8 protein-coding genes are annotated in these 12,929 nt (G+C 70.3%); 6 read left to right on the forward strand and 2 right to left on the reverse strand.

What is annotated here, in order from left to right:
* Positions 1-58 precede the first annotated feature (58 nt).
* Positions 59-1,603: an APC family permease gene (locus ACFC0D_RS31860; protein WP_376443472.1), complete on the forward strand. Its 1,545-nt coding sequence runs from the start codon at positions 59-61 to the stop codon at positions 1,601-1,603.
* Positions 1,604-1,633: 30 nt separating this feature from the next.
* Positions 1,634-3,259: a flavin monoamine oxidase family protein gene (locus ACFC0D_RS31865; protein ID WP_376443475.1), complete on the forward strand. Its 1,626-nt coding sequence runs from the start codon at positions 1,634-1,636 to the stop codon at positions 3,257-3,259.
* A gap of 1 nt (position 3,260) precedes the next feature.
* On the opposite strand, the gene ACFC0D_RS31870 is transcribed toward ACFC0D_RS31865, so the two are convergent.
* Together ACFC0D_RS31870 and ACFC0D_RS31875 are read right to left on the reverse strand one after the other, a co-directional pair.
* On the reverse strand, positions 3,261-4,649 hold the full coding sequence (locus ACFC0D_RS31870; RefSeq protein WP_376443477.1) for an FAD-binding oxidoreductase: 1,389 nt from the start codon (positions 4,647-4,649) through the stop codon (positions 3,261-3,263).
* 69 nt (positions 4,650-4,718) lie between these two features.
* Positions 4,719-6,521, reverse strand: a complete 1,803-nt coding sequence (locus ACFC0D_RS31875) for a glycoside hydrolase family 15 protein (RefSeq protein ID WP_376443480.1) — start codon at positions 6,519-6,521, stop codon at positions 4,719-4,721.
* Positions 6,522-6,922: 401 nt separating this feature from the next.
* On the opposite strand from ACFC0D_RS31875, the gene ACFC0D_RS31880 reads away from it, so the two are divergent.
* The 4 genes from ACFC0D_RS31880 (at position 6,923) to ald (ending at position 12,791) form a co-directional block, all read left to right on the forward strand.
* Complete coding sequence (locus tag ACFC0D_RS31880) at positions 6,923-8,572, forward strand: CTP synthase (protein WP_329122247.1); 1,650 nt, start codon at positions 6,923-6,925, stop codon at positions 8,570-8,572.
* Positions 8,573-8,659: 87 nt separating this feature from the next.
* Positions 8,660-9,286 carry an NUDIX domain-containing protein gene (locus tag ACFC0D_RS31885; RefSeq protein ID WP_376443483.1) on the forward strand — a complete coding sequence of 209 codons (627 nt, stop codon included), beginning with the start codon at positions 8,660-8,662 and terminating at the stop codon, positions 9,284-9,286.
* A 233-nt stretch (positions 9,287-9,519) separates the two neighbouring features.
* Positions 9,520-11,529 (forward strand): tetratricopeptide repeat protein, encoded by a 2,010-nt coding sequence (locus tag ACFC0D_RS31890; RefSeq protein WP_376443486.1) that lies wholly within the window; start codon positions 9,520-9,522, stop codon positions 11,527-11,529.
* A 146-nt stretch (positions 11,530-11,675) separates the two neighbouring features.
* The gene (ald, locus tag ACFC0D_RS31895; RefSeq protein ID WP_376443489.1) at positions 11,676-12,791 is read left to right on the forward strand and encodes an alanine dehydrogenase; all 1,116 of its coding nucleotides are present in this window, start codon (positions 11,676-11,678) and stop codon (positions 12,789-12,791) included.
* The last annotated feature ends 138 nt before the right edge of the window (positions 12,792-12,929 follow it).

Genomic DNA, 12,929 nt, shown 5'->3' on the forward strand with positions numbered 1-12,929 from the left:
AATTGTGCGACCGCATGTCGATTGTGGCGTACGTCACCCCGGAGGATGCTCTCCCGCCATGGCAGAGAACTCCACTCGTGGCTCCACTCCAGGCTCCGCACCCGAGGTGCACCGCCTCAAGGCGAACTCGGTCGGCCTCGTCGGCGTCGTCTTCATGGCCGTCGCCACCGCCGCCCCGATCACGGCGATGACCGGCAACCTCCCCATCGCCGTCGGCTTCGGCAACGGCACCGGCGCCCCCGCCGGCTATCTCTTCGCGACGCTCGTCCTGACCGTCTTCTCGGTCGGCTATGTCGCCATGGCCAAGCGGATCACCGCCGCCGGCGCCTTCTACGGCTACATCTCGCACGGTCTCGGACGGATCGCCGGCATGGCCTCCGGAATGCTCGCCGTCCTCGCCTACATCGTCTTCGAGGCGTCGATCGTCGGTGTGTTCGCCTACTTCACCAAGACGACGGTGGCCGATCAGCTCGGTGTGGACCTGCCGTGGATCGTGTACGCGGCCGCGATGCTCGCGGTCACCGCCGTCCTCGCGTACTTCGACATCAACCTCACCGCCAAGGCGCTCGGCGTGATGCTGATCGCGGAGATCGCCGTCCTCTTCGCGGTCGCCACCGCCGTGCTGATCTCCGGGGGCGGCCCCGACGGCATCCCCGTCGAGCCGATCAACCCCAAGAACGCCTTCACCGGCGCGTCCGCCGGGCTCGGTCTCTTCTTCGCCTTCTGGTCCTGGGTCGGCTTCGAGTCGACCGCGATGTACGGCGAGGAGTCCCGCGACCCCAAGCGCGTCATCCCCCGCGCCACCCTCATCTCCGTCGTCGGGGTCGGCCTCTTCTACATCTACGTCTCCTGGATGACGATCGCGGGCAACGGCCTCTCCGGCTCCGTGAAGCTGTCCTCCTCCGCCACGCCGCTCGACCTCTTCTTCGCCCCCACCCAGTCCTTCATCGGCGCCTGGGCCGTCGACGCCTTCCAGTGGCTGCTGCTCACCGGCTCCTTCGCCTGCGGCATGGCCTTCCACCAGTGCGCCTCCCGCTATCTCTACGCCATCGGCCGCGAGGGCTTCCTCCACCCGGCCCTCGGCCGTACGCATGCCAAGCACGGCTCTCCGTACATCGCCTCCTATGTCCAGAGCGCCATCGCGGTCGTGCTCGTCGGGGGCTTCTGGCTCGCCGGTCAGGATCCGTACATCCATCTCTACACACTGCTCGCGATCCTCGGCACGATGGCGATCCTCATCGTCCAGACGCTCTGCTCCTTCGCCGTCATCGGGTACTTCCGCAAGAACCACCCCGAGGACCGGCACTGGTTCAAGACGTTCACCGCGCCCCTGCTCGGCGGCATCGGGATGATCGCCGTGGTCGTACTGCTGATCATGAACATGGAGACCGCGGCGGGGCTCGCCGCCGACTCCCTGCTCTTCAAGGCGATCCCGTGGATCGTCGGAGCCGTCTTCTTCGGCGGCCTCGGTCTCGGCCTCCACCTCAGGGCCCGGCAGCCCGAGCGGTACGAGATCATCGGCCGGATCGTCCTGGAGGACGCGACCGAGCGCGGTGACGACGAGCAGCACGCCCCAGCCCCCGCCGCCGTACCGCAGAGCTGACCCGTTCCCTCACCTCTCCAGGAGCGCCTCATGGCACGCACCAACCCGATGCACCTCCTGAACCGCCTCGCCGCCGAGCACGCCGACGCCCGACGGCTGAGCCTGCCCGTCGACGAGCTGAGAGGGATGAAGTCCGACAGGCTCGGACGGCGCTCCCTCCTGAAGTACGCCGCCGCGGCCGGGATCGCCGTCTCCGCGGGCACGGCCGTCGCCCGGCCCGCGGTGGCGCGGGCCGTGACCCCCGCCCGCGTCGCGGTCGTCGGGGCCGGCATCTCCGGCCTCACCGCCGCACTCACCCTCCAGGACGCGGGCCTGAGTCCGACGCTCTACGAGGCAGACCCCTCGCGCGTCGGCGGCCGTATATGGACCCAGCGGAGCCACTGGGCATACGGCCAGACGTCCGAGATCGGCGGCGAGCTGATCGACACCAGCCACAAGAAGATCCTCGAACTGTGCCGCCGCTTCGACCTGCCGACGGAGGACTTCCTCGGTGGCGGACCCAACGGAGCCGAGGAAGTCCTCTGGTTCGACGGTGCGTACTATCCGCGCCACCAGGCCGACGAGGACTTCAACGCCGTCTACCAGTCGCTGCGCCGCGACCTCTCCGAGGCGGGGGAGGTCTTCTGGAACCGGACGACGCCGACCGGTACCGCACTCGACAACATGTCGATATACGAGTGGATCGAGTCCCGGGTCCCCGGCGGGCACTCCTCGCCGCTCGGCCGCTTCATCGACGTCGCCTACAACGTCGAATACGGCGCCGACACCACCGAACAGTCCTCGCTCGCGCTCGTCCTGCTGATGGGGTACCAGACCAATCCCGGCAACTTCAACATCTGGGGTCTGTCCAACGAGCGCTACCACGTCACCGGAGGCAACGACCGACTCCCGAACGCGATCGCGGGCGCCCTCGCCCCCGGCACCCTGCGCCGGGGCTGGTCCCTGACCGCCGTGCGAGCCAACGCGGACGGCACGCAGACCCTGACCTTCAGCGAGGCAGGCGCCACCCGCACCGTCACCGCCGACCACACCGTGCTGTGCCTGCCGCTGCCGATCCTCAAGCAGCTCGACCTCACGAGGGCCGGGTTCGACCCGCTAATGAAGAGCCTGCTGCGGGATGCCCGGATGGGCCATTGCACCAAGCTCAACATGCAGTTCGGCACCCGCCCGTGGCGTGGCACGGGCGCCTGGCCCGGCGTCTCGGCCGGTGACTGCTTCACCGACACCGAGGTCCAGCAGACCTGGGACACCACCAAGATCCAGGGCGGCACGGGAGGCATCCTCATCCAGTACGGCGGCGGCAGCCTCGCCGAGTCACTGACGCCGGCGGGGCCGTTCTCCACCGAGTCCGACCCGTACGTACGGAGTCTCGTGACCCGGTACCTGAGCGGCATCGACGACTTCTTCCCGGGTACCTCACAGGCGTACACCGGCCGCGCGCAGCTATCCGCCTGGCACCGCAACCCGCACGCGCTGGGCGCGTACTCCTGCTGGCCGGTCGGCTATCTGCACCGGTACGCCGGGTACGAGGGCACCGCCCAGGGCAATGTCCACATCGGCGGCGAGCACTGCAGCTACGACTTCCAGGGCTTCATGGAGGGCGGCGCCACCGAGGGCGAGCGGGCCGCGAAGGAGGTGATCGCCGCTCTGAGGTGAGTCAGCCGGCCGGTGTGATGTTGTGGTTGAAGCGGAAGACGTTGTCGGGGTCGTACGTGGCCTTGACCGCGGCGAGCCGCCGGTAGTTCTCGGCGCCGAAGCCCGAGACGACCCGCTCCTCGCCCTCGGAGCCGATGAAGTTGAGGTACACGGCTCCGGTCGACCACGGCTCCGCGTCGGCCCGCACGTCCCGAACCCACTGCCTCGCCCGCTCGTCCTGGGCCGGGTCCTCCCAGGTCGCGAACGGGTGGACCACCCAGGGCGCGGTGCGCCACGGGATCGGATAGTCGGCCGGCCCGGCCGCGATCGCGCCACCCAGCATGAAGAGCACGTGCTGGGTGGCCGTGGGCATGGGGATCTTCTGCGCGCGCTCGCAGAAGAGGTCCACGGCCGCGTCGGGGAACTCGCTCAGATACTCCGCCGACCAGTAGTTCCGCAGCCCCGGCGGGTCGTCGAGCATGCACTGCAGATCCGCGTACCCGATGTCCGTGACGACCTCGATCACCGGCTTCAGCGCGAACAGCGGTGCGCAGAGCTCGCGGACCTCGGCGACCGGACCGGTGTACGTCAACAGCGTGCCGCAGAGCAGCTCGCCGACGAGATGCTCGGGGACGAACGGCTCGGGGGGCGCGGGGAGGTAGATGACCCCGCCGCCCGCCTCGTCCGGGGCGGATGCCGCCAGATCGCGGAAGGTTCGGATCACCTCGGGCGCCGACTCCGGCATGAAGAACAGCATCGCGATGCTCATCTCCGGCAGCTCGTGCAGCCGCAGGGTGAGCGAGGTCGCCACGCCGAAGTTCCCGCCGCCGCCGTGCAGCGCCCAGAACAGCTCCGGGTTCTCCCCCGCGTCCGTGTGCACATGCTTGCCCTCGGCGGTGATCAGCTCGGCGGCGAGGAGGTTGTCGCAGGCCAGCCCGAACTTCCGCTCCAGCCACCCCGATCCGCCGCCCAGCGTGAAGCCGCCGACCCCGGTCGTCGACACCCGCCCACCGGTGGTGGCGAGATGGAAGGGCTGGCACGCGTGGTCCAGATGGCTCATGGTCGCGCCGCCCTCGACGCGTACCGTCATGTGCTCGGGGTCGGCGACGACCGCGTGCATCCGGCGCAGGTCGATCACGAGACCGTCGTCGACGACGGAGCTCCCGGCGACGCTGTGCCCGCCGCCGCGCACCGCGATCGGCAGCTCGGTCTCCCGGCCGAAGAGGACCGCGTTGGAGACGTCCTCCGCCGTCTCGCACTGGGCGATGACCGCCGGACGCCGGTCGATCATGCCGTTGTGGATGGTCCGGGCCGTGTCGTAGCCCGGATCGCCGGGGACGTACACCTCACCGGCCAGATCCTCGCGGAGTCCGGTCAGGGCGCTGTCCGGGACGGTGTGCTGGGGAGCCATGGGGAAGCCCCCCTTTCCTCGGGGGGACAGGACCCTTTCAGCGTATTCCGGGGCGCCCCTTCCCGCGCCTCAGCCGCCGTACGCGCCGCTCGCCGTCAGTCGCAGCGCCGTGTCGATCAGCGGAACGTGGCTGAACGCCTGCGGGAAGTTGCCCACCTGCCGCTGCAGCCGCGGGTCCCACTCCTCCGCGAGGAGACCCAGGTCGTTGCGGAGCGCCAGCAGCCGCTCGAAGAGCTTGCGGGCCTCGTCCACGCGCCCGATCATCGCCAGGTCGTCGGCGAGCCAGAACGAGCAGGCGAGGAAGGCGCCCTCGTCGCCCTCCAGGCCGTCCACACCGGCCTCCTCACCGGCGGTCGGGTAGCGCAGCACGAAGCCGTCCTCCGTGGACAGCTCCCGCTGGATCGCCTCGATCGTGCCGATGACCCGCTTGTCGTCCGGCGGCAGGAAGCCCATCTGCGGAATCAGCAGCAGCGAGGCGTCCAGCTCCTTGGAGCCGTACGACTGCGTGAAGGTGTTCCGCTCCTTGTCGTAGCCCTTCTCGCAGACGTCCCGGTGGATGTCGTCGCGCAGCTCGCGCCAGCGCTCCAGCGGGCCGTCGGCGTCCCCGGACTCGATGAGCTTGATCGTGCGGTCGACCGCCACCCAGGCCATGACCTTGGAGTGCACGAAGTGCCGGCGCGGACCGCGGACCTCCCAGATGCCCTCGTCGGGCTGGTTCCAGTGCGTCTCCAGGTAGCGGATGAGCTTCAGCTGGAGCAGCGAGGCGTAGTCGTTGCGGGACAGACCCGTCATGTGCGCCAGGTGCAGGGCCTCGGTGACCTCGCCGTACACGTCCAGCTGGAGCTGGTTGGCGGCCCCGTTGCCCACCCGGACCGGGCCCGAGTTCTCGTACCCGGGCAGCCAGTCCAGCTCGGCCTCGCCGAGCTCGCGCTCTCCGGCGATCCCGTACATGATCTGCAGGTTCTCCGGGTCACCGGCGACCGCGCGGAGCAGCCAGTCCCGCCAGGCACGGGCCTCCTCGCGGTAGCCGGTGCGCAGCATCGAGGAGAGGGTGATCGCCGCGTCGCGCAGCCAGGTGTAGCGGTAGTCCCAGTTCCGTACGCCGCCGATCTCCTCTGGCAGCGAGGTCGTCGGCGCCGCGACGATGCCGCCCGTCGGCGCGTACGTCAGCGCCTTCAGCGTGATGAGGGAGCGTACGACGGCCTCCCGGTACGGGCCGTGGTACGTGCAGTGATCGACCCACTCCCGCCAGAAGTCGACGGTGGCCTCCAGCGAACCCTCCGGGTCCGGCAGGGCGGGCGGCTCCTTGTGCGAGGGCTGCCAGCTGATCGTGAAGGTGACACGGTCGCCCGGGGTGACGGTGAAGTCCGAGTACGTCGTCAGGTCCTTGCCGTGCGTCTCGGCGTCCATGTCGAGCCACACCGAGTCGGGACCCGCGACGGCGACCGTGCGGTCCCCGACCTTGTGGACCCAGGGCACCACGCGGCCGTAGCTGAACCGCATCCGCAGCGCCGAGCGCATCTGGACCCGGCCGGAGACGCCCTCCACGATCCGGATCAGCTGCGGCGCGCCGTCGCGCGGGGGCATGAAATCGGTCACCCGGACCGTGCCGCGCGGGGTGTCCCACTCGGATTCCAGGATGAGGGAGTCGCCCCGGTAGCGGCGGCGGTCGGCGGGCGCCGGGGCGGCGCCGTTCGGCACGGCGGGACCGACCCGCCAGAACCCGTGTTCCTCCGTCCCGAGGAGCCCCGCGAAGACGGCATGGGAGTCGAAGCGGGGGAGGCACAGCCAGTCGACACTGCCGTCCCGGCAGACGAGGGCGGCGGTCTGCATGTCCCCGATGAGTGCGTAATCCTCGATGCGCCCGGCCACGTGCTTTCTCCAGTCGAACGGCCACGTTCGCCCCGCAGGGCGCTTGCTACAGATCAGCGGTCAACTGATGTTGACGATCGGCGGCGAGTGTCCGAGCAGGATACGACGCGGAGCAGCGCTTACTTGTAACGCCATTGCGCCGATCGGGTGAGCACGGCTTGACGCCGCGACCACCTCGGTGCGGCCGTGTGACGGAGGCAGGTCGCCGTCCGTGTGCACCCGACTGCCCCGTGTGGCCGGAAGCGGTCTCCCGTTGTCGCTGATACCCTGGTACCCCGTGGACCGGTGGGAAACGGCGACAGCCGAGCCCCCGCAACCGCAGCGACGGCACCCCCCGATTCTTCCGGAGGGCACGCCGGAACGCACCTCCAGAACGCGACCACGGGAGCCCCCTCTTGGCGATGCCGCCCAAAACCACGACGACCAAGCACATCTTCGTCACCGGGGGTGTCGCCTCCTCCCTCGGCAAGGGCCTGACCGCCTCCAGCCTGGGTGCGCTCCTCAAGGCGCGGGGCCTGCGGGTCACGATGCAGAAGCTCGACCCGTACCTGAACGTCGACCCCGGCACGATGAACCCGTTCCAGCACGGCGAGGTGTTCGTCACCAACGACGGCGCCGAGACCGACCTGGACATCGGCCACTACGAGCGCTTCCTCGACGTCGACCTCGACGGCTCGGCCAACGTCACCACCGGCCAGGTCTACTCGCAGGTCATCGCCAAGGAGCGGCGCGGCGAGTACCTCGGCGACACCGTCCAGGTCATCCCGCACATCACCAACGAGATCAAGTCCCGGATCCGCCGCATGGCGACCGACGACGTCGATGTCGTCATCACCGAGGTCGGCGGCACGGTCGGCGACATCGAGTCGCTGCCGTTCCTGGAGACCGTCCGTCAGGTCCGCCACGAGGTCGGCCGCGACAACGTCTTCGTCGTGCACATCTCGCTGCTGCCCTACATCGGCCCCTCCGGCGAGCTGAAGACCAAGCCGACCCAGCACTCCGTCGCCGCGCTGCGCAACATCGGTATCCAGCCGGACGCCATCGTGCTGCGCGCCGACCGTGAGGTCCCCACCGCCATCAAGCGCAAGATCTCGCTGATGTGCGACGTGGACGAGGCCGCCGTCGTCGCCGCCATCGACGCCAAGTCGATCTACGACATCCCCAAGGTGCTGCACACCGAGGGCCTGGACGCCTACGTCGTGCGCAAGCTCGACCTGCCGTTCCGTGACGTGGACTGGTCCACCTGGGACGACCTGCTGGACCGCGTCCACAACCCGGAGCACGAGGTCACCGTCGCGCTCGTCGGCAAGTACATCGACCTGCCCGACGCGTACCTCTCGATCACCGAGGCCATGCGCGCCGGCGGCTTCGCCAACAAGGCCCGGGTCAAGGTCAAGTGGGTCACCTCCGACGACTGCAAGACCCCGGCCGGCGCCGCGAAGCAGCTCGGTGACGTCGACGCGATCCTGATCCCCGGCGGCTTCGGCGACCGCGGTGTCAACGGCAAGATCGGCGCGATCCAGTACGCCCGTGAGAACAAGGTGCCGCTGCTCGGCATCTGCCTGGGCCTGCAGTGCATCGTGATCGAGGCCGCCCGGAACCTGGCCGACATCCCCGAGGCCAACTCCACCGAGTTCGACGCCGCCACCGCGCACCCCGTCGTCTCCACGATGGAGGAGCAGCTCGCGTACGTCGAGGGCGCCGGCGACCTGGGCGGAACGATGCGCCTGGGCCTCTACCCGGCGAAGCTCGCCGAGGGTTCGATCGTCCGCGAGGTCTACGCCGACCAGCCGTACGTCGAGGAGCGCCACCGCCACCGCTACGAGGTGAACAACGCCTACCGCGCGGAGCTGGAGAAGAAGGCCGGCCTCGTCTTCTCGGGCACCTCCCCGGACAACAAGCTCGTCGAGTACGTCGAGTACCCGCGCGAGGTGCACCCGTACCTGGTCGCGACCCAGGCCCACCCGGAGCTGCGCTCGCGTCCGACCCGTCCGCACCCGCTCTTCGCCGGCCTGGTCAAGGCCGCCGTGGAGCGCAAGACGGGCAAGTAGTACAAGGCGTTAACGTTGCCGGGGTACGGATCCTGACGGGATCCGTACCCCGGCTTTCGTATGTGGTTCGTGTGTGGGAGGACGCAGATGGAGTTGCAGGACACCCCGGAGGAGTGGCAGGTCGTCGCGACGACGACCCCGTTCCAGGGAGCGAAGACGAGTGTCCGTACGGACGACGTGGTCATGCCCGACGGCACGGTCGCGCGCCGCGACTACCAGGTCCACCCCGGCTCGGTGGCGGTCCTCGCCCTCGACGAGCAGGACCGGGTGCTGCTCCTGAAGCAGTACCGGCACCCCGTACGCCAGAAGCTGTGGGAGATCCCCGCCGGGCTCCTCGACGTGCCGGGGGAGAACCCGCTGCACGCCGCGCAGCGGGAGTTGTACGAGGAGGCGCACGTCAAGGCCGAGGACTGGCGGGTCCTGGCCGACGTCTACACCACGCCCGGCGGCTGCGACGAGGCGGTACGCATCTTCCTGGCGCGGCACCTGTCCGAGGCTGAGGGCGAACGCTTCGAGGTCTCGGACGAGGAGGCCGACATGGAGGTGGCCCGGGTCCCGCTGGCGGACCTCGCACGAGGCGTACTGGCGGGGGAGCTGCACAACAACTGCCTGGTGGTCGGCGTCCTTTCGCTGACCGCGGCCCGCGCGGCCGAGGGCCTCGACGCGCTGCGCCCGGCGGACGCGCCCTGGCCGGCCCGGCCGTTCGAGGCGTAGGGGCCAGCCCCCGTTGTGCCCACCCTCCCCCCGGACTTCGTCCGGGGGGACTCCCGGCCCTGCGGAACGACGGCCCACAACGGGGGTGCCGGTCTGAAAATCTGCTGATCCGATCGGGGGATCTGTCCGCCCTGCTCCGCCGGGACGGCACCCCGCCCTGAACTACGCTCGGGATCGCCCGTGCGGAGACCCCCCGCGGGATCGGCGTGCGCAGGTGGACGGGAGCGTGGCCCGTGACGGATCAGGTGGTGGCAGCGGGCGGGGTGCGGAACTTCTTCGGGCGGCAGCGGGAGTTGAAAGCCCTGCGCGCCGACATCGAACGGACCGGACTCGACACCCTCGCCGGCCACAAGGCCCCCCGCGCACGCGTCCTCCTGATCGCGGGCCGCCCCGGCTCCGGGCGGACCGCGCTCGCCGCGGAACTCGTCGCCGGACTCGCCGCGGCCTACCCCGACGGGGTGTTCCGCGCCCGGCTGACCGAACCCGGCGGCGACCCGGTCCCCACCGGGCGCGTCGCGCAGGGGCTGCTCCAGGACCTGGGCATCGACGAACCGCCCGGCGCCGCCGAGGACGAGCTCACCGAGCTGGTCCGCGAGGCCCTCGCCGAACGCCGTACCGTCCTCGTCCTCGACGACGCGGTCGACGCCGAGCAGGTCGATCCGCTGATCCCCGACAACCCCGACGCCCTCGTCGTCGCCGTGGCACGGGGACCGCTGACCGGGATCCCCGATGTCCGCCCGTGCACCCTCGGCGGTCTCGACCCCAAGTCCGCGATCGAGATGCTCACCACCTACACCGGATCCGTCAGGGTGACGGTGGACCCGCAGGCCGCCGAGACCCTCGCCGAGGAGTGCGGCGGCCAGCCCGCCGCCGTCGTCCTCGCCGGCGGCTGGCTCGCCGCCCGCCCCAAGGCTTCCGTCGCCGATCTGGCCAAACGGCTGCGTGCTCTCTCCGGCGACCCGCTCGCCCGCGCGTTCCAGCTGGTCCACGACACGCTGGCCCAGCCGGCCGCCCGGATACTGCGATTTCTCACCCTCGCACCCCTCGGGCGCGCCGACGCCCACACCGCCTCCGCCCTCGCCGGCTGCTCGGTCTCGGCGGCCGCGACCACGCTGGCCGACTTCGTCGGGCTGGGGCTCGTCACCGACTGCGGGGACGGCCAGTACGAGGTTCCGGGCCACCTCGCCCCCCTCCTGCGCACTCAGATGGAGGAGCGCGAACGGCCCGCCGAGGTGCAGCTAGCCCGGGCCCGGATGCTGGAGCGGACCGTACGGCTTCTCCAGTCCTGCCGGGCGGTCACCGAGCCCGAGGGCTCCTCCGCGCGCAAGAAGCTCGCCGGGCTGCCCCGCGCCCTGCGGTTCCCGACCGCGCCGGCCGCCGCCGAATGGCTGACCGGCCGACGGCCGGTGCTCCTGGCCTCCGCCCGCCTCGCCGTCGCCGACGGTGAGCTCGACACCCTGGCCCGCCGGCTGGTCGCCGCCCTGGTCAGGGCCGAGACGGCACACCGGGGCGCCGAGGCGGCCGCGCCCGTCCTGTACGGCCTGCACCGGCTCGTCCTGGACGTCTCCGAGCGGCGCGGACTGCACCGGGAGCGGGCCGCCGCACTGCTGAACCTCGCCGATCTGGACGCCAGGACCGGCCGTACCCGGGACGCCCTGGAGCGCTACCGGGCCGCCCTCGACGCCGGAAGGGCCGCGAACGATCCGTACGCGATCGGCCGGGCGATGGAATCCGTAGGCGGTTCCTACCAGGAACTGGGGGACTGGCAGCGGGCCGGGGACTGGTACGGCCGCGCGCTCGCCCAGCGTCTCGCCCGCGACGAGCGGGCCGACCAGGCCCGGCTGTACGGACGGCTCGGCACGGTGCAGACCTACGCGGGCCGCTACGGCGAGGCCCTGCGGAACTGGCGCGCCGCCGCGGCGGGGTACCGGCGGCTCGCCGATCTGCCCGGCTACGCGCGGGCGTTGAGCGAGGCCGCACGCGTCCAGGAGTACGCCGGCCGGCCCGAGGACTCCCTGCGGACCTGCGAGGAGGCGATCGACTGGGCCCGGCGTGCCCAGGACGTACGGCTCCAGGCCGCGCTGCAGCTCAGGCTGGCGGACACGCTCGACCGGCTCGGCGACCCCGCCGCGGCCAGGCTGCATCGGTCGGCGGCCGGGCGTCTGCTGGGGACGGATGAGGGAACGGGTGAGGGAACAGGAGCCTCCGCCTACGAAATCCGCAGTGCTTCCAACGAAGATTAATGCTTTGCAAGGCTAGACACGGGGAACTCCTTCATTAGACTGGGTGCGCCGCGATCGACCGCGGTCTGTCCTGGTGCGCGGTAGTGCATCCGGGTATGTATCGCAGTGCACCCCCGTTTCCCCTGATTCAAGGACCGTGATCGACGATGAAGGTCGGCATCCCCCGCGAGGTCAAGAACAACGAGTTCCGCGTGGCCATCACCCCCGCCGGTGTCCACGAGCTCGTCCGCAACGGCCACCAGGTCTTCGTCGAGCAGAACGCCGGTGTGGGTTCCTCGATCACGGACGAGGAGTACGTCTCCGCCGGCGCGCAGATCCTGCCGACCGCGGACGAGGTCTGGGCCACGGCCGACCTGCTGCTGAAGGTCAAGGAGCCCATCGCCGAGGAGTACCACCGCCTCCGCAAGGACCAGACCCTCTTCACCTACCTGCACCTCGCCGCCTCCAAGGAGTGCACGGACGCCCTCCTGGAGTCCGGCACCACCGCCATCGCGTACGAGACCGTCGAGACCGCCAACCGCGCGCTCCCGCTCCTCGCCCCGATGTCCGAGGTCGCGGGCCGCCTGGCCCCGCAGGTCGGCGCCTACCACCTGATGCGCTCGGTCGGCGGCCGCGGCGTGCTCCCCGGTGGCGTCCCCGGCACCCACGCCGGCGAGTGCGTCGTCATCGGCGGCGGCGTCTCCGGCTGGAACGCCACGCAGATCGCCGTCGGCATGGGCTTCCACGTGACCCTGCTCGACCGTGACATCAACAAGCTCCGTGAGGCCGACAAGATCTTCGGCACCAAGGTGAAGACGATCGTCTCCAACGCCTTCGAGCTGGAGAAGGCCGTCATCGAGGCCGACCTCGTCATCGGCGCCGTTCTCATCCCGGGCGCCAAGGCCCCGAAGCTGGTCACCAACGAGCTCGTCGCCAAGATGAAGCCCGGAAGTGTCCTTGTCGACATTGCGATCGACCAGGGCGGCTGCTTCGAGGACTCGCACCCGACCACCCACGCCGAGCCGACCTTCCAGGTCCACAACTCGGTCTTCTACTGCGTCGCCAACATGCCGGGCGCGGTGCCGAACACCTCCACGTACGCCCTGACCAACGCCACGCTGCCCTACATCGTGTCGCTGGCGAACAACGGCTGGGTCGAGGCGCTGCGCCGCGACGCCGCGCTCGCCCTGGGTCTCAACACCCATGACGGCAAGGTCGTTTACAAGGAGGTCGCCGAGGCGCACGGCCTCGACCACGTCGAGCTGGCCAGCCTCCTGGGCTGAGCTCCTTAGACGTCGCGTCAACCCGCGCCGTCAACCTCACACATCCGGCCACAACGTGTGCCAAGATCAACTCGCCTCTTACGTACCCCGAAAACCGTTGCCCTCACACCACACACCTCCTGATTGAAGGCTTCTCAC

Origin of the sequence: Streptomyces sp. NPDC056222 (assembly GCF_042264065.1) — a bacterium.
Taxonomy (GTDB): Bacteria; Actinomycetota; Actinomycetes; order Streptomycetales; family Streptomycetaceae; genus Streptomyces.

What these genes read in the sequence shown, in the direction of transcription:
- ACFC0D_RS31880 (WP_329122247.1), top strand. Translation starts at nt 6,923, where the DNA reads ATGCCGCCCAAAACCACGACGACCAAGCACATCTTCGTCACCGGGGGT.
- ACFC0D_RS31870 (WP_376443477.1), bottom strand. Translation starts at nt 4,649, where the DNA reads ATGGCTCCCCAGCACACCGTCCCGGACAGCGCCCTGACCGGACTCCGC.
- ACFC0D_RS31865 (WP_376443475.1), top strand. Translation starts at nt 1,634, where the DNA reads ATGGCACGCACCAACCCGATGCACCTCCTGAACCGCCTCGCCGCCGAG.
- ACFC0D_RS31885 (WP_376443483.1), top strand. Translation starts at nt 8,660, where the DNA reads ATGGAGTTGCAGGACACCCCGGAGGAGTGGCAGGTCGTCGCGACGACG.
- ald (WP_376443489.1), top strand. Translation starts at nt 11,676, where the DNA reads ATGAAGGTCGGCATCCCCCGCGAGGTCAAGAACAACGAGTTCCGCGTG.
- ACFC0D_RS31860 (WP_376443472.1), top strand. Translation starts at nt 59, where the DNA reads ATGGCAGAGAACTCCACTCGTGGCTCCACTCCAGGCTCCGCACCCGAG.